The 17,320-nt window shown below is 56.0% G+C and carries 19 protein-coding genes and 2 pseudogenes; 12 read left to right on the top strand and 9 right to left on the bottom strand.

Features of this window, described 5'->3' with window-relative positions; all coding sequences use genetic code 11:
- Positions 1–9: 9 nt before the first annotated feature.
- Positions 10–1,857, top strand: a complete 1,848-nt coding sequence (locus tag ACT3RW_RS02170) for a calcineurin-like phosphoesterase C-terminal domain-containing protein (RefSeq protein ID WP_444612673.1) — start codon at positions 10–12, stop codon at positions 1,855–1,857.
- Between the two features lie 188 nt (positions 1,858–2,045).
- Entirely contained in the window at positions 2,046–2,858 is an 813-nt protein-coding gene (locus ACT3RW_RS02165; protein ID WP_444612672.1) for a GIY-YIG nuclease family protein, read from the top strand.
- A gap of 110 nt (positions 2,859–2,968) precedes the next feature.
- Here ACT3RW_RS02165 and ACT3RW_RS02160 read toward each other — a convergent pair whose 3' ends face one another.
- Both ACT3RW_RS02160 and ACT3RW_RS02155 read right to left on the bottom strand, forming a co-directional pair.
- The gene (locus ACT3RW_RS02160) at positions 2,969–4,066 is read right to left on the bottom strand and encodes a HigA family addiction module antitoxin (RefSeq protein WP_444612671.1); all 1,098 of its coding nucleotides are present in this window, start codon (positions 4,064–4,066) and stop codon (positions 2,969–2,971) included.
- An 11-nt stretch (positions 4,067–4,077) separates the two neighbouring features.
- Entirely contained in the window at positions 4,078–4,374 is a 297-nt protein-coding gene (locus ACT3RW_RS02155) for a type II toxin-antitoxin system RelE/ParE family toxin (RefSeq protein ID WP_444612670.1), read from the bottom strand.
- 217 nt (positions 4,375–4,591) lie between these two features.
- Here ACT3RW_RS02155 and ACT3RW_RS02150 point away from each other — a divergent pair, with 217 nt between their 5' ends.
- Positions 4,592–5,563, top strand: a complete 972-nt coding sequence (locus tag ACT3RW_RS02150) for a D-2-hydroxyacid dehydrogenase family protein (protein WP_444612669.1) — start codon at positions 4,592–4,594, stop codon at positions 5,561–5,563.
- Here the strand turns inward: ACT3RW_RS02150 and ACT3RW_RS02145 are convergent.
- Entirely contained in the window at positions 5,532–6,245 is a 714-nt protein-coding gene (locus tag ACT3RW_RS02145) for a phosphatase PAP2 family protein (protein ID WP_444612668.1), read from the bottom strand. The genes ACT3RW_RS02150 and ACT3RW_RS02145 overlap by 32 nt on opposite strands.
- 63 nt (positions 6,246–6,308) lie before the next feature.
- Between ACT3RW_RS02145 and rlmH the strand changes: the two genes are divergently transcribed.
- The 6 genes and pseudogenes from rlmH to ACT3RW_RS02115 all read left to right on the top strand — a co-directional run.
- Positions 6,309–6,767: a 23S rRNA (pseudouridine(1915)-N(3))-methyltransferase RlmH gene (gene rlmH, locus ACT3RW_RS02140; protein WP_264276767.1), complete on the top strand. Its 459-nt coding sequence runs from the start codon at positions 6,309–6,311 to the stop codon at positions 6,765–6,767.
- A gap of 61 nt (positions 6,768–6,828) precedes the next feature.
- A complete protein-coding gene (locus ACT3RW_RS02135) occupies positions 6,829–7,302 on the top strand; it encodes a hypothetical protein (protein ID WP_444612667.1) in 474 nt (157 codons plus the stop codon).
- Complete coding sequence (locus tag ACT3RW_RS02130) at positions 7,286–7,585, top strand: transcriptional regulator (RefSeq protein ID WP_444612666.1); 300 nt, start codon at positions 7,286–7,288, stop codon at positions 7,583–7,585. Before ACT3RW_RS02135 ends, ACT3RW_RS02130 begins: the two co-directional genes overlap by 17 nt.
- A gap of 236 nt (positions 7,586–7,821) precedes the next feature.
- On the top strand, positions 7,822–9,018 hold the full coding sequence (locus tag ACT3RW_RS02125; RefSeq protein WP_444612665.1) for a Fic family protein: 1,197 nt from the start codon (positions 7,822–7,824) through the stop codon (positions 9,016–9,018).
- 88 nt (positions 9,019–9,106) lie between these two features.
- A complete protein-coding gene (locus ACT3RW_RS02120; RefSeq protein WP_444612664.1) occupies positions 9,107–9,634 on the top strand; it encodes a GNAT family N-acetyltransferase in 528 nt (175 codons plus the stop codon).
- Positions 9,631–10,230, top strand: a pseudogene (locus tag ACT3RW_RS02115) (GNAT family N-acetyltransferase); the annotation flags it as partial. The gene ACT3RW_RS02120 and the pseudogene ACT3RW_RS02115, both read left to right, overlap by 4 nt.
- A gap of 374 nt (positions 10,231–10,604) precedes the next feature.
- On the opposite strand, the gene ACT3RW_RS02110 reads toward ACT3RW_RS02115, so the two are convergent.
- The 4 genes and pseudogenes from ACT3RW_RS02110 to ACT3RW_RS02095 all read right to left on the bottom strand — a co-directional run bounded on the left by ACT3RW_RS02110 (position 10,605) and on the right by ACT3RW_RS02095 (position 13,515).
- Positions 10,605–11,039, bottom strand: a complete 435-nt coding sequence (locus tag ACT3RW_RS02110) for a MarR family transcriptional regulator (protein WP_444612663.1) — start codon at positions 11,037–11,039, stop codon at positions 10,605–10,607.
- Positions 11,036–11,434: an SgcJ/EcaC family oxidoreductase gene (locus tag ACT3RW_RS02105; RefSeq protein WP_181148610.1), complete on the bottom strand. Its 399-nt coding sequence runs from the start codon at positions 11,432–11,434 to the stop codon at positions 11,036–11,038. The genes ACT3RW_RS02110 and ACT3RW_RS02105 overlap by 4 nt, the downstream gene beginning before the upstream one ends.
- 189 nt (positions 11,435–11,623) lie before the next feature.
- A pseudogene (locus tag ACT3RW_RS02100) lies at positions 11,624–12,426 on the bottom strand (IS5 family transposase).
- Positions 12,427–12,573: 147 nt separating this feature from the next.
- A complete protein-coding gene (locus tag ACT3RW_RS02095; protein ID WP_444612662.1) occupies positions 12,574–13,515 on the bottom strand; it encodes an aromatic alcohol reductase in 942 nt (313 codons plus the stop codon).
- 193 nt (positions 13,516–13,708) lie between these two features.
- Here ACT3RW_RS02095 and ACT3RW_RS02090 point away from each other — a divergent pair, with 193 nt between their 5' ends.
- Both ACT3RW_RS02090 and ACT3RW_RS02085 read left to right on the top strand, forming a co-directional pair.
- Positions 13,709–14,083, top strand: a complete 375-nt coding sequence (locus tag ACT3RW_RS02090) for a MerR family transcriptional regulator (RefSeq protein WP_444612661.1) — start codon at positions 13,709–13,711, stop codon at positions 14,081–14,083.
- Positions 14,084–14,284: 201 nt separating this feature from the next.
- The gene (locus ACT3RW_RS02085; protein WP_444612660.1) at positions 14,285–14,764 is read left to right on the top strand and encodes a GNAT family N-acetyltransferase; all 480 of its coding nucleotides are present in this window, start codon (positions 14,285–14,287) and stop codon (positions 14,762–14,764) included.
- Between the two features lie 57 nt (positions 14,765–14,821).
- Here the strand turns inward: ACT3RW_RS02085 and ACT3RW_RS02080 are convergent, their stop codons facing one another.
- Both ACT3RW_RS02080 and ACT3RW_RS02075 read right to left on the bottom strand, forming a co-directional pair.
- Positions 14,822–15,277 (bottom strand): GNAT family N-acetyltransferase, encoded by a 456-nt coding sequence (locus ACT3RW_RS02080; RefSeq protein WP_444612659.1) that lies wholly within the window; start codon positions 15,275–15,277, stop codon positions 14,822–14,824.
- 99 nt (positions 15,278–15,376) lie between these two features.
- Positions 15,377–16,411, bottom strand: a complete 1,035-nt coding sequence (locus ACT3RW_RS02075) for a GlxA family transcriptional regulator (protein WP_444612658.1) — start codon at positions 16,409–16,411, stop codon at positions 15,377–15,379.
- Between the two features lie 52 nt (positions 16,412–16,463).
- Here ACT3RW_RS02075 and ACT3RW_RS02070 point away from each other — a divergent pair, with 52 nt between their 5' ends.
- Positions 16,464–17,306, top strand: a complete 843-nt coding sequence (locus ACT3RW_RS02070; protein ID WP_444612657.1) for an MFS transporter — start codon at positions 16,464–16,466, stop codon at positions 17,304–17,306.
- Positions 17,307–17,320 lie beyond the last annotated feature (14 nt).

Genomic DNA, 17,320 nt, shown 5'->3' with positions numbered 1-17,320 from the left:
GGAACGTACGTGAAATTCTTCGCTCGACCCGGCAAAACCAATCACATCACCCCACTACGAGCTACTGCAGGCGCACTCGTTGTCCTGGCAGCATCGGCCGGTCTCACCGCAGCCAATTCCGCACCCGATCCAGAACCAGCAGCAAAGAAGACTGCAGACTGGAACTCGTCCGCTTACCGAGGATCAGTCCAGGTCGTCCGTGCACAAGATGAAAAAGCAGCAGCAAAAGACAAGACCCTCGAAGGCGTTGTCTTCGAGGACAGCAACAAGAATTCCAAGCAGGACGCCAATGAGCCAGGCCTGCCCAACGTCACCGTTTCCAACAGCCGCGACGTAGTCACCACCGACGGCCAGGGACGCTACGAGCTTCCCGCTTTTGAGAACATGACCGCCTTTGTCACCCAGCCTCGCGGCTTCCAGGTGCCAGTGGATGAAAACAATGTCGCACAGTTCTCCTACATCCACCTGCCAGAAGGCTCCCCCAAGCTGAAATACGGTGGCATCGCGCCTACCGGCGAACTGCCTGCGGCGGTCAACTTCCCGCTGACTCGCAGTGCCGCCACTCAGTCGCCGGATCAGAGCTGCGCTATCGGTGCCGATGTGCAGACCTATAACCAGAAGGAAGTTGAATACGCTCGCAAGGGTGCCTTCGCCGACCTTGCCGCACGCACCGACTACACCGGCTGCGGCGCGCTGTTCATCGGCGACCTCGTGGGCAATGACCTGTCGCTGTTCGCCCAGACCCGCGAGCTGACTTCCATGCTCAACGGCCCGGCTCGCTTCCTCCCAGGCAACCACGACATCGACTTTGATTCCCTGGACGGAGTGCACGAGTTTGATACCTACCGCGCTCAGTTCGGCCCTGAGTACTACTCCTATGACACCGGCAAGACCCACGTGGTCGCGCTGAGCACCATCGAGTACCCCACCAAGGTTCCAGCGAAGCGCAGCGACTACACCTACCAGCTAGGCAAGCAGCAGCTTGAATGGCTGCGCGCAGACATCGCCAAGGTGCCAAAGAACAAGGCCATTGTCCTGGCCGGCCACAGCCCATTGCTGGAATACTTCTTCAACGATGAGCACACCACCAAAGAGGTCAAGGACATCTACAAGATTCTCAAGGGCCGTGAAGTGGTCTCCTTGGGCGGCCACACCCACATGTCCGAAAACCTTCGCAAGGGCGATTTGATGAAGGGCTGGCTGGACGAAGTAGGCGAAGCCGGCCTGCCATTCACCCACCTGACCGTTCCGGCTGTTGCCGGCCAATGGTACGGCGGACGAGTCACCGAAACCGGTTACCCGACGTCCCTCCAGCAGGATGGCACCCCTCCAGGTATTTTGACCTTGGACATCAAGAACACCAAGATCACCGAGCGGTTCACTCCCACCGGCGCGGATGAGAGCGATCAGATGGCTGTCGGCCTGAACACTCCTGCTTACCGCGATTGGTACGAGGAGAACGTCGACAAGGAATACGGCACCATTCAGCCTTTGGAGAACCCGCTGTCGGTGAGCCGTAATGGTCTTGCCAAGGACACCTGGCTGACCACCAACTTCTGGATGGGCAGCACGGGCTCCAAGGTCGAGGTCTCCATTGACGGCCAGGATCCAGTCAAGTCGACTCGTACCCAGTCACTCACCGGAGAAACGGCGCTTACCGGTGCCAAGTATTCAGACCCGGTGGCTATCGCCGAGCAGTTTGTCTACGGTGGCGGCCTGCCCGAGAAGACCAGCCACCTGTGGCGTCTTGAACTGCCAAATGATCTGAAGACCGGATCTCATACCGCTGAAGTGACGGCCACCGATGTTCATGGTCGCTCCTTCACCGACAAGCTCGAATTCGAAGTCACCGACTAGTTTTCAGTCTGTGAGTGGTGGCTGGCGCCTTGTGCGCCGGCCACCATTTTGTCTTCCAGAGCGCAAGGCGTCGCGAACACTAGAACATATCCGTCCGTCCCTCCTAGGCTTCGATGCCCAACGATCCCCGTCCGTTCCAGAGTCATCCAGTGCTAACCGAGGGATTAATAACGGATAAGGTATCGACTATGACACTTACCCTGGATGCCATATTTCGAAGCGCGGAGATCGATCCCGCTCAAATTCAAGTTATCCGGCATTCTTTCGTGCGTGAACATGAAGACTCAGGTCTTCGGGGCATTCATGCGGACTCGTCCGACGAAGAGATCTTGGCGTACACAGCTCGACAGTCTTCGAATACCCGTGTTTTTCCTGCTGTCCCACCAACAGTTTGGGTCATATTCATCAAGGAAGGTGGGGATCGAGCAAGGTTTTGGGCCGTCGTCCGGAACGTCGGCGAAGTCTCTACTGAGGGTCCATTACGACAATTCAATCTTGAAGTTTCGAACGAACTTTCAGATCTCAAGAATCGTCTTGTCATCGGTTGGCGCTCCCCGCGCGCGTGGCGCCTCAATGGTCCAACAGCGTCACAGTATCCGGTAATTGAAATTGCGGATTCTCAACCTATTCCGTTTCCCGGTTTCGACAACCTAGTGCTCGATTACCCGAATCTGCAGGCGATAATGCGCGAGCACCGATACGCTTCGTGGCGAACAGCTCTTTCATCGGTGATCGGGATTTACCTCATCACCGATACGCTTAGCGGTCGGCACTATGTGGGTAAAGCAGATGGTAGTGACAGCATACGTCAGCGTTGGAGCACATATGTGGCTAATGGACATGGCGGCAACGTAGAGCTGCGCGGCTTAGATCCAGAGAACTTTCGTTTTTCTTTGCTCCGAGTATTCGATCCGTCCACACCCACGAGAACCATCGATAAATCGGAGAGCCACTTCAAAATAGCTTTAGACTCCAGAAACCACGGGCTTAATAGGAATTAGGCGGTCTAGATACTCACTCCCGTCACGTCGAGTATTAAAGAATTCGTTGGGTCCAAGCAGCAAGCGTAATGAGCCAGTCATAGAGACCTGTAGCCATGGCTTCGCACCGCCTATGCAGTGAACGTTCCGTCCAGGTTCACGAACAGCGAGTTACCGTACTTGTAGTCGAGCATCCGGCGACGGTGCATTTGGTGGACTGCCACTCCAGGAGCAATTCCCATCTCCCGCGCTTTAGTTGCGATCTGCGCATCATTGGTCATCCCATGGAAAGGTGCCAGTCCTTCTGCCCCGAAAAGAACGTTTTTTGCGAACTCATTGGCAGATTTTTCGGTAGCGGTACCGCGTTGTTTTTCAGTGCTGTACTCCAGATGGGTCTGGCCACGCGGGTCATTGAGGATATGGCCTAATTCGTGGAAAAGCGTCCAAATCGCAAACCCGTCCATGCCCCAGCGACCGGTCTGCTGGATCACTGGAACACGTTTATCGATCCATCGTGTTGCTCCCTGCAGAGGGAGCCCTTTCGGGGGATCGACAACCATGAAGACAACGCTGACGTCCGAAAGCATCCTCGCAATATCATTCAACATTGATGAATCGGGGCGGAGGGCGCGCTTTCGCAGTTCAGGGATGATGGCGCGTAATTTGCGTGGCGCATACTCATAGCTACGTCCGAGCTCGTAGGGCTTCGCCATTTCAGCGGCACGCAACCAGGTGCTCAACAAAGTCTGATCTAGTTCGGTTGGGGAGTCTTTGAGTGTCGCAAGGGCGAAGTCGCCTTTGTGTAATTCCGCATGAAGTTGCTCGTAGGATTTCCAGGTTCCGCAACGATGAAACGCAAGGAAATCCGAGACAAGCTTGCCCGGAGTTCGCATATTCGCCTTGGTCGCACCGATGCGCCGAAGATAACTTGCCGCTGCAGGTGCAATCTGAGCTGCGAATTGCGCCAGGTTCTCTTCGTCAGCGATTCGCGCGAGATCGCTTCGGTACATTGCTTCGTACCTAAGCCACGTTGTCGCAGGAATACCTACGACTCGTTCGAGCCGTAGCGCCGTTTCGCTAGTGATCGGAGCATGGCCGTTGATGATCTCATTGACCTGCTTGCGGCTACAGCCCAGTAAGTCGGCCGCTTTTTGCTGCGAGAAGCCCTGATCATCTATCCATTCCTCTAGGTAATCACCCGGTGCAACGGCGTAGTTGGTGGCATTCATGTTGGCTCCTCTCAGTGATAATCGGTGATGTCTATAACGGTGATCTCATGGGCGTGCAGCTGGTTGGGCTTTGGCTCAATGATTAGTCGCCAACTTCCGCTCAGCTCTGCTGCCCAAGTTCCCGCTCGCTCCCCGTGCAGGGCATGCCATCTGCCTCCCGGGTCGTCCTGAGGCAGACTGGCCAACGTTTCCGAAGTTTCCAATGCCTTGATCCGCAGCCTGAGTTTCTTCTTGAGATCAGGACGCTTTTTCTGCATTTCGTTTTCATCGGTGCATAACTTCTCAAGCTTGTTTCCTTTGAACCTCACCTTCAATTTTATGTCACCAACTTCGTTACAGCATAGAACTAAAGATTGTGAATTAGATCCTGCCTGACAGAGAAAGAGCAAACCAGCCCCGCTCCGATGAACTCATGTGGTTGAAGGTCGAACCTGGAATCAGTCGCCAGATGTTTATTACTCAGAAGCAAAATCAATATGCGACGGAAAGGAGACGGTGCTGCCATATCGCGCATAGGATGAACTCATGCGCATTGCCATCTTGGATGACTACCAGAACGTCGCTACTGACCTCGCAGATTTTGAGGGCCTGGCGACCGAGCTCGACGCCGAGCTGACAGTTTTTAATGAGCACCTCGGGCATGATGATGCAACTGTCTGCGCGGCGCTGAAAGACTTTGATGTCATCGTGGCCATGCGTGAGCGCACGCCGTTCCCGGCATCGAGGTTTCAGCTACTGCCTAACCTCAAGCTCCTGGTCACCACAGGCCGACGCAACGGAGCCATCGACTTGGAAGCGGCGGCCGCGCACGGCGTCGTAGTCTCGCACACCGGTTACGTCCCCACCGATGCAGTGGAGCATACGTGGGCGTTGATCTTAGCCGCCACCCGCCGATTGGACGTGGAACTATTCTCCTCAGCGAACCCGCGTTCCGAAGCTGAGCCGTGGCAAACGAGTTTCGGCATGGGCTTGTCAGGCAAAACCCTTGGCGTTTATGGCTTGGGCAATCTGGGTTCCAAGGTGGCGAAGGTCGGTCTGGCTTTCGGCATGCGGGTCATCGCTTATAGCCAGAACCTCACCAAGGCCCGGGCTACCGAGATCGGCGTGGAATTGGTATCCGAGGCGGAGCTTTTTGCCACCAGCGACGTAGTGACCGTTCATCTGAAACTCTCGGAGCGAAGCACCGGCGCCATTGGCGCAAAGCAGTTGGCATGGATGCGGCCGGAATCCATTTTGGTTAATACGTCGCGGAGCCGGATTGTGCAGACCGACGCGCTCATCGCAGCCCTTGAAAACGAGCTGCTCTATCTGGCAGCGCTCGATGTTTTCGACACCGAACCATTGCCGGCCAAGGATCGTTTGCTGGGCACTCGTGGCGTGATTGCGACCCCGCATATTGGCTACGTAACCATTGAACAGTTTTCGATGTTCTACCGTGACGCGGTTGAAGATATCCGCGCGTGGGCTAGCGGTTCACCGATCCGCGTGCTGAGCTAGGCAATTTGCGCCGAGGGACAAAGAAGTAATGGAGGATCGCCACTACGGCGGCCCACGCGGCTCCAATCAGCAGTCCCACCAGCACGTCTGAGACCCAATGATGCCCGATGTAGATCCGTGATGCGCCCATGGCCAGAACAAACAGTGTTGCCACGATCGAGATGAGATAGGCGTAGCGGCGCAGCCCGTAAATGATGGCCAGGTAGCTGGAAATGCCAATGAGCGCTGCGGAATTCAGCGTGTGCCCGCTGGGAAATGAGTAAGACAGTGGCGGCGTTGGACCGCCGGGAATTCCTTCTGGCCGGTGCACCTGCAGGCTCGCCTTGAGCAGGATGGTCAGCCCGACGGATACGAGTGCAGTTAGGGCCACTGCGATAAAGGGCCAGATACTTCGCGTTTTCCAGCTCAGCAGTCCGGTAATCAGCACCATGATGATGCTCATGCCGGGTGTTGATCCCCAGAAGTACAAGAAATCAGAGATTGCGAAAAGGACCAGCGACTGGTTGTCCAAAACCCATTGGTAGGTGGGTGCATCGAGGTCCGTGGCCCAACCTCCGGCATGCAGTGATACCAGTACACGTCGGGTGAAGTAGAAGATGGCAACGACGATGCCGAAGATCATCCAGAGCACCTGCACGCCGCTAGGTCGTTGGCCTGACGGAAGGGGTCTCAGATTTCTCATGTCCTCCATCGTATCGGTGCATGATTCAAAGCATCCAACCGAGGAATGCGGAACAATAGAAGCATGACAATCAAGGTGCTGGCAGTTGGCAAGAAACACGAGTCGTGGGTAGACGAAGGAATTTCCCGTTACGAGAAGCGACTCAAGAAGCCCTTTAACCTCACCTGGCAGTTGCTGAATCACTCTTCACGCGAGAACGACGCCGCCCGCACCGAGGAGTCGGCACGCATTCTGGCGAAGATCGATGACCGCGATTTTGTGGTGCTCCTCGACGAACGAGGCAAGAACATCGATTCTCCCGCCCTGGCAAACAAGCTGCGCTCCCCTATCGATTCTTCACGCAATGTTGTCATCATCATCGGCGGAGCCTACGGCGTTGATCCCACGGTGCACGCCCGCGCAGATTTCACTTGGTCGCTTTCCAAGCTGGTCTTCCCGCATCAGCTGGTGCGCTTGATTCTGACCGAGCAGCTGTACCGTGCGCAGGACATCTTGGCTGGCGGAAAATACCATCACGTGTAAACACGCCGATTGACTTTCCAACTCGGAAAGACAAGACTTTCCATAACGGAAAGTGGGTGCCATGGTTTCGCCAAATGATCGTCCGGGACAAGATGACGCAGCGGGACTGCTGCAATCTGTAGCGCAAGAATCAGAACAGATGGTCAAGACCTCTGGAAACCCGCGTGGTTTGCTCACCAGCGTCGTCGCGGTCTCCGCTGTGGTCTTTACATTGTTCCAGGCCTATCCACCACAGGCTTTTTGGCTAGCACTGCTCTATCTTCCAATAATCCTTTGGTATGTTTTGGCTCAACGGGGTCGTGCAAAACCACGCCCATTGATCAATACCCCAAGTCTAACGACAGGCGCTTACGCAGGATATTTCATTCTTTGCATCCTGCTGATCAATTGCCTCAGGTTCTGGGACGCTACCCATCTCGAAGAAATCCTTGCGAAAATACTAGTCGCTTTCATCAGCGGCATGTTCTTGGTGACCAAGATGCAAACGGCCTATAACAAGGCACACGTCGAGGACGGCAATGACCAAGCCAACTAGCAAGGCTCAGTTTGATGAGCTGATCCATGCTCCATTGCGGTTACGGATTTGTGCAAGCTTGGCCCCTGTTGAATGGGTTGAATTCGCGCAGCTCAAGCAGAATCTAGGCGTTGCGGACTCGGTGCTCAGCAAGCATCTGAAGCAACTGAGCGATACTGGGTACGTTGATATTGAACGGTTCACGAAACTGGGCCGCAGCCATGTGCGAGTTTCACTGACCGGGATCGGCCGTCGAGCGTATGTTGGCCATGTTGCTGCATTGCGTGAGATTACTGCAGGATAAAAACTTCTCGGACCGCGAATGAATATCGGCATCACGGCGCCCGCTCCAATCCGAATCAATGTACACAAGGATTTTTCATCAGGTACGACGGATCACTTCTCGACTAAAATCCGAGCACCAACGCACCTGAATCAAGGACACCACGCTGAACTTCACAGTGAAGCTCAGTTAAATAAGTGATAGTAAGAGATTCCCATACCAATGCTTATTTCAATAAGCATTGGTATGGTGAGATCATGTCACCGTTTGGGCAGGGTTCCGATTGGCCACGGCTCTCATACGAAGATCGGCCATGGCACGGCCTTCAAGACGAGTATGTCTCCCGTACGCAACGACGCCGAGCAGTAGAAACATATCAAGCGGCGCTACCTGCGTTCATCGCCGGCCTAGACGTACATGTTAATGGCGAACTTCAAGCATTGGGTGAAGAAGCCGCCAGCGAACTTTCCCGATTTGATGCCGAAGTAGGGCACATCGCTGCGCCATTCGCCTCCATTCTCTTGCGCACAGAAAGCGCTTCGAGCTCTGAGATAGAAAACCTGACCAGTGGAGCGAGACAGATTGCTTTAGCTGAGCTTGGCGGACACGCATCGAGGAATGCGCAATTGATCGTTGGAAATGTCAGGGCCATGCAAGCAGCACTGTCTCTCTCGGAAAGCTTGGACCACCACGCGATCTTGGAAATGCATCGCGCTCTGTTGGAAGATAGCAATCCCGACATCGTAGGACGTTGGCGCGATCAGCAGGTCTGGATTGGCGGAGGGAACCTAAGCCCACATACCGCCCAATTCGTTCCTCCGCATCATGAGCGCGTCGCGGCCCTCATGGACGACCTCCTTGAGTTCGCCAATCGCGTCGATGTTCCCGTTCTCGTGCAGACTGCAATCGCACATGCCCAATTCGAGACGATCCACCCATTCCCTGATGGCAACGGCAGGGTTGGTCGAGCACTCATTCAGGCCATGTTGCGCGGAACTCAGCTGACACGCAACGTCACAGTTCCAGTTTCAGCCGGCCTATTGAATGACACTTCCCATTATTTTGACGCGCTAAATTCCTATCGTTCGGGAGACATCGCGCCGATAGTAACTGCAGTCGCCAACGCTTGTTTCGCGGCAATTCACAACGGTCGGCATCTGGTGAAAGATCTGGAAACTGTCCAGGAGCAATGGCGTGAACGGGTCAAGGCCCGACGGGACTCGGCAGCGCATCTGTTAGTGAGCGTCTTGCTTCGCCAACCGGTCATCGACAGCGCCTCCGCTGCCACCGAACTGGGGATCACAACGGTCAACGCGCAGGTCGCCATTAACCGCCTCGTTGAAGCGGAGATCCTCGTCCAAATTACAAATGGGAATCGCAATCGCATATGGGTAGCCAAGGATGTCGTGAGAGTACTTGACGAATTCGCGGCCAGAGCTAAAAGTCGTCGATAAAACCCGCCCAAGGCCCACTCTCGACCTAGGTTAGGGCAGAGAGCATCGACCTAAAACAGCACCTGCCATAGTTACTCGGGAAGGCTTCATGAAAGAACAGATCTCTCTCAGGCCAGTACCTGCTGTACTGCCCGACGCAGCGCCGATTTGGCGGCTTCGTCGCCAACTCGAAGACTGGTTGTTTTCTAAAGGTCTAAACCAATGGCGCCCAGGTGAGGTGCCTATTGAGACGGTTCAGAATCAGATTAACGCTGGCGAATGGTACGTCTACAAACGCCAGGGCGGCGTCGCCGCCGGAATGCGCGTGCTTTGGTCCGATCCAGAATTCTGGGGTCCAGATGATTCGACAAGTGTCTACGTTCACGGCCTGATGTGCGACCGAAGCTACCAAGGGCAGAAAATCGGCGAACGTCTTTTGGACTGGGCCGCGCAACAAGGTGCCGCCAGAGGGAAAAGCTTTCTTCGACTCGACTGCGCAGCAGAGAATCAGGAACTTCGCGACTACTACGCCTCGCGAGGTTTCAGAGCAGTTGGGCACAAAGAACTCTCAATCGGCCTAAACGACGTAATCCTCTGGCAAAGACCAATCGACGCTCTAGAAGTAGGTAACACATGACACACATCAGCCCCGTCACTCTGCGCGGAAAGTACGTCACTCTCGAACCGCTGAACGAAGATCATCATGACGGACTCGTAGAGGCCGCTTGCGACGGTGAGCTTTGGAATCTTTGGTACACCTCTGTGCCACGGCCCGAAGAAATGCGCGCCGAAATTCGGCGTCGTCTGGCCATGCAAGAAGCGGGCTCCATGCTTCCCTTCACGACTCGCCTTAATGATCCGATGACCGGTCGCCCCGGAAAGATCATCGGAATGACTACCTACTGCGACATCAACGCTGAGCTTCCCCGCGTGGAAATCGGGTACACCTGGAATGCAGCCAGTGCTCAAGGAACCGGAACAAATCCTGACAGCAAGCGGCTGCTGCTCACTCACGCCTTTGAGACGTTGGGATGCGTAGCGGTAGTCTTTAGCACGCACTGGATGAATATGCAGTCCCGGACCGCTATTTCTCGTCTAGGTGCAAAACAAGATGGCGTCTTACTCGCAACTAGCCGCATGGCCGACGGATCTCTTCGGGATACCGTCTACTTCTCGATCATCGCGTCCGAATGGCCCCAGGTTCGCAGCGGACTGGACTTGCATCTAGGGCGTGTCTCACAAACATTGCTGGGACCAGGCGATGACCGCGTTGAGCACCACCGCGGCGCGGAACACGATCGCGAGCTTGTCGGAGTGAACCGCCCTGGGTTTCGTTCCGTTCTTCATGCAAGGATGGATCCGAACCAGAGATGCTCTCCCGAGATGCGCGAGCGCGCCCTCCGGATGCTCGATGAAGCGCGCGCGAGCGGCGGTCGACCGAACCTGATGTCCGCGGTGCGGCATGCCGCCTCGGCCTGCTCGGTATGAGCGCCGCGACCGAATCAGCCCAGCGAACGCTCGCTGGATAGGGAACCCGATAGGGACGAAACTCAGAGCGATTCAGTTCGCGTCGTGACTGAACATGTTCGAAGGCTGGTTCTCGGTTCTCACCGCAAGGCGAGCTCATCGAGTGCCGCGCTGAGCGCATGAGCCAACGCCTGGCGGGTCGCCGGCGACAGTGCGGTCATCTCAGCCTCGGCATCGTTGTAGCGCGCGCGCGCGAGCCGCTCCAACAGGGCTCTGGTCTTCGCAGTGACAGTGATCGTCTTGCTCCGCCGGTCGACGGGACTCTTAGTACGGCGTAGGTAGCCCGCAGTTTCCAGACGATCGATCATCTGCGTCGCAGAAGGTTGTGACAGCCCGAGCGAGAAAGCGATCGTCGAGGGAGTCGATGCCGCGCCGCGCGCCACTCGATCAAGCAGGACCGCCTGGGTTGCCGTCACCGACGCTGCGTCGAGGACCGCCAGATCACCGCGGCGAACGCTGCGCACCCGGTCCGAGACTTGCACGAACAGCGCAGCGAGATTTGCGTCGTCGGTCATAGGTGCGGAGCGTTGAACATTACCTTTGCCGACTCATCCATCTTGGTGTTCTGGTAGGCGGTACAGAACCACCGCTGTCCACGACGCACGAACGTGAACGTCTGAAACTTGTCGTGAGGCGTATCCTCGGCACCTAAGCCGCCGACGGTGGTGAACACTGCCGAGGTCTCCGAAAGCTGCACCTTCCGGATCGGCGTCACCCGCATCTTCTTTCCATCGAGCCACTTCGAGAAAATCTCCGCGTGGCCCTCGACGATTCGCTGGCGGCCGTGCTGCAGCTCGCCGGACCAGGCCACGTAAGTCGCATCCTCTTCGAACTCGGCACCGTACGCCTCGGCATCTGCGTTGTTCCATGCATCGCGGATGCGGTCCAAGCATGCTTCAGGTGTATCCATTTCCGTCATCCTCCCGAGTAGTTGTCTCCATAGTAGTTCACGCGCATGAAGCATTCAAGTGGTGTGATGCATCGCTGGGGGTGGCTCGTGCTCGTGTGATCTTGATTATGATGTCCTCGACGGTCTCAGTCCACATGAACGGTTGGGGGTCGTCGTTCCAATGTGAAGCTCAGTGGTCGATCGCGCTCTCTAGGACATGGCTTGTAAGCATCGCTGGGTCCAGGCGATCACCGCGTTGAGCACCACGGCGGCGCGGAACACGATCGCGAGCTTGTCGTAGCGCGTCGCGAGCCCCCGCCACTGCTTCACATCACTGAAGCGCCGCTCCACGACGTTGCGCCCCTTGTATTCGACTGCGTCGAAGCCAAGAGGGCGCCCGCCGCGCGACCCGCGTCGTTTGCGGTGAGCCTGCTGATCGCGCGGTTGCGGGGACGCCCGAGTGGGCGCGCGACACGCAGCCTGGATAGCAGTGGCAGTAACGCGGGCGCATCGCCGGACTGGCCGGGCGCAACGGCGACCACCATCGGGAGCCCATGGTCGTCGACAAGCTGGTGGATCTTCGTCGACAGCCCGCCGCGGGAGCGTCCGACCGCGTGATCAGGCTACTCGACGGCCGGATCCGTGTAATTCAATCCAGCCCCTGTGGGGCGCGTGACATTGGTCGCGTGCTGATGCGCACGGGCAATCGACGAGTCCACCGACACTGTCCAGCCGATCTTCCCGTCCCGATCAGCGGCGGCCAGCAGCCCCTGATGGATCTGGTCCCAGGTGCCGTCGCCGGCGAGGTTGCGGTGCCACCGCCACACGGTCTGCCATGGGCCGAACTCTCGCGGCAGGTCGCGCCACGCAATCCCGCACCGGTATCGGTAGATGATGCCCTCCACGATCGCCCGCGCGTCCGAGAACGGGCGGCCCTGGCGGCCCGTTCGGGACGGAAGGAACGGCGCGATCAACGCCCACTGATCATCGGAGAGGAGCTGGAAGCGCGACACCCCTCCAGAGTCTCAGCCAGACCGCTCAACCTTTATAAGACACGCCCTAGCGAAGGAACGCTAGCCGGACCGCCGACTTTCATCGGCAAATTTGAAAGTGTAAAAAGGACCTGCTCACACTGAGCGAGCAGGCCCCTCAAGTTCTTGCTAGTTAGCGAGGTTCTCGGTAACCCACTGACGCAAATCGGTGACTGGAATTGCGTTACGAGCGTTGTAGGTTTGTTCCTTCGGCCAAGCAACGCCACGTCCCTGCGCAAATGAGGCACGGTACTTGCGCGTCATGTTATCCGGATCGGCGGCTAGCTCTGCCATGAGCTTCTCAACCGTCCACACGACTCGTTGGATCGGCCGGTCAAGCACGGATTCAAGGGTGTCCGCCAATTCACCATAGGTGATGGTTTCTCCGGCGACATAAACAATTTCATTGCGAATTCGTGGCTCAGCAAACAGGATCTCAGCGGTAAGAGCGCCGATATCTTCTGGCGTAGTCACGGTGACGGCAGTGTCCAAGCTGCCCAGCGCATTAACTGTGTTGTTGGGAAGATCAACCATGCCGGAGTCCGGTTCAAACAGGTAATTCATGAACATGCCGGTGGAGATGATCACCCATTCCATCTCATCTTGCGATCGAAGCAAGTCACGCACGTCGAGCTGAGAATCAAAAATGTCCTGTGGTCCACCACGGCCAATCACGTCAAAATCAACGCCGAACTGCCAAGGGAAGTAGCGCAGAAGGTTTGCCTGCAGAGCAGCCTTGGCAACCTTCATGGGAGTTTCAAGTCCGGCGGTGATACCGGTGCATCCGATCACGGTTTCGTAGTTGGTGAAGATCTCGGCAAGTTCGTCAATGGTGTTGGCGACCAGATCACCGATGATGATTTTCACGCCGAGTTCTCGAAGCTCTGCGACGTCGCGCTGCTTCTGCGGTGAGGTCGATTCCACAGCGCTGGCTCGAAGCAGAACGCTCACGCTGGAGTCGCCAACGCCTTGGGCTCGACGCACTACATTGCGTAGTACCGGCATGCCGAGTTCGCCGGCGCCGATAACAAGTATGTCCCGTGAAGTTACAGGTGCTTTGTCCTTGCTCATGAATTCTCCTTCATTGTTCTCAAATCCTTGGTGGGCTTGGCCCTCGTGAACCAAAAAATCGGTACATCTGCACCAGCGGCGGCAGTACCGATTGCCTTTGGTTCGAATCTGGCTCTGAGGTTTATCCTTAGCCACGTTTGATACCCTAAACATTGACATCAGTGTCAAAGTCAAGGCCGCGTGAATAGGTGTGATGATCGCAATGAAAATCGGTGAAGCCTCCCAGGAAATCGGTGCCCCACCCCGTATGCTGCGTTATTACGAGCAGCAAGGACTGATCCAGTCGGATCGTTCAGCCAATGGATACCGCGAGTACTCGGCTGATCAAATTGAGCATGCCCGTCACGTTCGCGCATTGGTCACGGCTGGCTTGTCGTCCAGGATGATCAAGATCGTATTGAATATCGAATCACCCGACGTCCAAAAAGACAGTCGAGAACTTGCCGTAGATCTTGTCGAAGAACTGCGCGCAGTAGAAGAGCGAATCGTCTGCCTGGAAAAGAGCCGTGATTCAGTTATCGAGTTCCTCCAAAGAACAAGCCACGCTGATTTGCTGACTAGAAGGTGAGCGGAAGCTGCGTCGTTGAAGACCCCTTTGTATCAACGACGTCATGTTTGCCTCCGTCATTGATTCAGACCACAGACGTATCGCTAGATTTTTCATACCTATACTTGGCGCAATAAGCGTTGGCATTAATGGGCAATGCTGATGCCTACGGTGGCAGTTCCACCGTCAGTAATCGGACCGCTCACCTGAAAGGTCGCTAAGATGTCTACCGCCGAAATAATCGTGAGAGCAGCCGTCGCCTCGGATGCAGATCGCCTTAACGAATTAGCGAGACTGTTTACCCCGGGGCTGAGAACAAGTAACACTGATTTTGGAGCAAACTTTCGGGCCTTGTTACAGGACCCAAATTGGCACCTGGCCGTCGCCGTAGAACAAGATTCACTGAGCGGGTACGTCGCAGCGCAAGACTATGGGCGCGGTCTACGGGGTTCGTTTTCTGTCGGCCGCATACACGACCTCTTTGTCGCACCAGGTTCTCGTCGAAGCGGTACCGGGCGTGCCTTGGTTGAGTCAGCTTTCGCTTGGGCAAGACAACGCCCAGCCCCAATGATTCTGGATTGGCAGGCAACACCTGAATCGGTCGCCTTCTACGAATCGTTGGGATTCAAGCCTGATTTTGTCGGCGACTTCCCCGAATATCCCGGATTCACCCTCGACCTACGTCGCGTTGCCGAGCGCTGACCAAAGGAATGCAGACACGCTTCTATCGAAAATCGGTACTGTCTCGTAGTTAGTCCCTTAGAGCAGCTTGCTCCAAGCAACCTCACGTCCAAGCTGACCGGTTTCAGCAAAGAGCTGAACCTGGTGCGTCGAAGCTAGGGCCAACGCAAGATCATCTGTGTGTGCTGAGCTGAATCCAGCTTTCTGCCAAAACGGACCAGACCTGCGGCTAAACAGCCACGCTTGTTTTGCTCCAGCCTCGACAGCTCGTTGCATCGCAAATTCTGCAAGATCCAAGCCGATTCCGCCGCCACGTAGCTCGGGCGCTACCGCGACACTTCGAATCAGCGCGTGCTGTCCGTCTTCGCTGCTTTCATATCCTGTGGTGGCGAAAATGCGCCCCGTCGTTTCATCCCGCGAGATCCATAAATGCACGTTGGGCGAGTCCAGCCCGCTCAAGGTGAGATCAGCGATGCTGAGGAATTCCGAGATCTCCGCGATGTCGGCGTTGGTCGCACGAACAAGTTTGAGCATCCTTCAACGCTAGCTATCAGTGGTTCGATCCTCGAATTATGACTCTGCTCGGGGCATCAAATCAGCTACTGATTTTCCATTTCGCGCCGGAACTGTGGATCATGCCGTTTCGAGCTGTGTTGTCGATTCATCTCCGGAATTGAATGCGTGTCGATATTGGCTGGGTGTCAGCGAAGTAGACCGTTTGAAGATGGTGCGGAAGTTAGCACCTGACCCCAGTCCGGTGCATGCGGCAATCCTTTCAACAGATGCCGTTGTCGTTTCAAGCAGTTCCTTGGCACGTTCGACCCGCTGACTGGCAAGCCACTTCATCGGGGTCGTCCCTGCATGCGTCTCAAATCTTCGTGCGAGCGTTCTTTCGCTAAGCGAGGTCGCTGCGCTGATATCCGCAATTGTGATTGATTGGTGCATGTGCTTAATTGCCCATTCCATGGCAGCCGCAACATCCGCCGGATGCTCAGCTGCACCAAACAACGATCGATTCTTAATGAACTGCGATTGGGTACCTTCGCGGCGTGGAGCGGAAACGATGGATCGCGCAGTCAGATTTCCTTGTGCCGCGCCCCAGTCCTTTCGAACCAGATGAAGGCACAGGTCAATTCCGGCAGCAACACCTGCGGAGGTGAGCACCTGCCCGTTATCGACGAAGAGAACATTTTCATCCACCGTGATCTGAGGGAAGAGACGGGCTAGGTCACCAGTCGATTCCCAATGTGTAGTTGCTGTCAAACCGTTCAAGATTCCCGCCTGCGCCAAAGCAAAAGCGCCTGTGCAAATCGAAACCATGCGGGCTCCGCGTTGTTGTGCTGCGACCAATGCTTCAAGGACATCAGGCGAAAGCGGATCTCGGGAGTGAGTGAATCCTGGAACGATCACCGTATCCACCTCTGCCAGCAGATCAAGCCCTCGATCTGGAACTATCGAATACCCTCCCGTCGCGGGTACCGGTTGGCCGTCCTCCGCACAGGTTGCTACCTCGTAAAGGCCGGAGGTGTTTCTCCCGAGCACTTGAATAGGAATGCCAAAATCCAAAGCTAGAACTTCGGGCAATGCCAAGACCGCAACTTTGATCGGTTTCGGTCCACCGCTTTGGGCAGTAACGCCCTGAATCAAATTGGCAGAATTCTTTTGCATAGTGACAATCCTGCCACTGTCGTACTTTTTTGCCCAGTGAAATCGTTGGAACATGATCAAATCACCACCCCGATTTCGAATTCTCCTGACTCAACTTATTGCCGCCCAAGCCTGTTATTACATGATCGTCAGCATCGACCTAACCTTGACTGGGTTGGTTGGAATGTCGCTAGCATCTGTCCCGGCACTAATGACGCTTCCATTGAGTCTTATCGTCGTTATCGGTACGGTCTGCTCGTTCATCGCCGGACATGCTGCCGCGCGCTTCGGGTACCGGCCTGTCATGGTTGCCGGAGCACTTACGGTTGTTGTTGGCGGGACCGTGTCGGCTATCGCCGTCGCTTCGCATTCGTTCAGCCTGTTTTGCGTGGGCACAGCATTGACCGGAGGGTACAGGGCAGTGGGTGGATTCCTACGATTCGTGGCCTCAGAATACGCGCCACCAACCAAGCGCGAACGTGCCCTCGCGCTAGTCATGTACGGCGGAATAATCGCAGCGGCGTTGGGTCCGTTCGCGGCCGTCGTCGCGGCAAAAGCAGCCGAACAACCCTACTTGGGATCATGTATCTTGATAGCAATTCTCGGGATCGTCGCGTTGGTCCTCGCCGCGACCATGCCACCAGCGACAGGCAGAGACAGGGAAGCACACAATTCCGCAATTAGGATTCGGGAACGCATCGGTAATCCTACGTTTCAACAAGCGGTACTCGTATTAGCGGGCTCAGGGCTAGTAATGACTCTGGTTATGGCATCAGGTCCGTTAGCAAACGATCATGCAGGCCACGGTTCTGCCGTCGGAGCGGCAATGATCCAGTGGCACCTTGTAGGGATGTTTGCCCCTTCGGCTCTGAGCGCACTATTGCGGCTCTTCCGAATTCAGAGTGTAGATACCTAAACCCAACACCACAG

Origin of the sequence: Glutamicibacter sp. AOP5-A2-18, assembly GCF_052446055.1 — a bacterium.
In the GTDB taxonomy this organism is placed as follows: Bacteria; Actinomycetota; Actinomycetes; order Actinomycetales; family Micrococcaceae; genus Glutamicibacter.
Note: the sequence above shows the minus strand (reverse complement) of the source record. Positions and strands in the feature narration are given on the sequence as shown.

Bases quoted from the DNA above. Each gene is read 5' to 3' on its own strand.
- ACT3RW_RS02165 (WP_444612672.1), top strand. From the start codon at position 2,046: ATGACACTTACCCTGGATGCCATATTTCGAAGCGCGGAGATCGATCCC.
- ACT3RW_RS02160 (WP_444612671.1), bottom strand. From the start codon at position 4,066: ATGAATGCCACCAACTACGCCGTTGCACCGGGTGATTACCTAGAGGAA.
- ACT3RW_RS02150 (WP_444612669.1), top strand. From the start codon at position 4,592: ATGCGCATTGCCATCTTGGATGACTACCAGAACGTCGCTACTGACCTC.
- ACT3RW_RS02145 (WP_444612668.1), bottom strand. From the start codon at position 6,245: ATGAGAAATCTGAGACCCCTTCCGTCAGGCCAACGACCTAGCGGCGTG.
- rlmH (WP_264276767.1), top strand. From the start codon at position 6,309: ATGACAATCAAGGTGCTGGCAGTTGGCAAGAAACACGAGTCGTGGGTA.
- ACT3RW_RS02135 (WP_444612667.1), top strand. From the start codon at position 6,829: ATGGTTTCGCCAAATGATCGTCCGGGACAAGATGACGCAGCGGGACTG.
- ACT3RW_RS02130 (WP_444612666.1), top strand. From the start codon at position 7,286: ATGACCAAGCCAACTAGCAAGGCTCAGTTTGATGAGCTGATCCATGCT.
- ACT3RW_RS02125 (WP_444612665.1), top strand. From the start codon at position 7,822: ATGTCACCGTTTGGGCAGGGTTCCGATTGGCCACGGCTCTCATACGAA.
- ACT3RW_RS02120 (WP_444612664.1), top strand. From the start codon at position 9,107: ATGAAAGAACAGATCTCTCTCAGGCCAGTACCTGCTGTACTGCCCGAC.
- ACT3RW_RS02110 (WP_444612663.1), bottom strand. From the start codon at position 11,039: ATGACCGACGACGCAAATCTCGCTGCGCTGTTCGTGCAAGTCTCGGAC.
- ACT3RW_RS02105 (WP_181148610.1), bottom strand. From the start codon at position 11,434: ATGGATACACCTGAAGCATGCTTGGACCGCATCCGCGATGCATGGAAC.
- ACT3RW_RS02095 (WP_444612662.1), bottom strand. From the start codon at position 13,515: ATGAGCAAGGACAAAGCACCTGTAACTTCACGGGACATACTTGTTATC.
- ACT3RW_RS02090 (WP_444612661.1), top strand. From the start codon at position 13,709: ATGATCGCAATGAAAATCGGTGAAGCCTCCCAGGAAATCGGTGCCCCA.
- ACT3RW_RS02085 (WP_444612660.1), top strand. From the start codon at position 14,285: ATGTCTACCGCCGAAATAATCGTGAGAGCAGCCGTCGCCTCGGATGCA.
- ACT3RW_RS02080 (WP_444612659.1), bottom strand. From the start codon at position 15,277: ATGCTCAAACTTGTTCGTGCGACCAACGCCGACATCGCGGAGATCTCG.
- ACT3RW_RS02075 (WP_444612658.1), bottom strand. From the start codon at position 16,411: ATGCAAAAGAATTCTGCCAATTTGATTCAGGGCGTTACTGCCCAAAGC.
- ACT3RW_RS02070 (WP_444612657.1), top strand. From the start codon at position 16,464: ATGATCAAATCACCACCCCGATTTCGAATTCTCCTGACTCAACTTATT.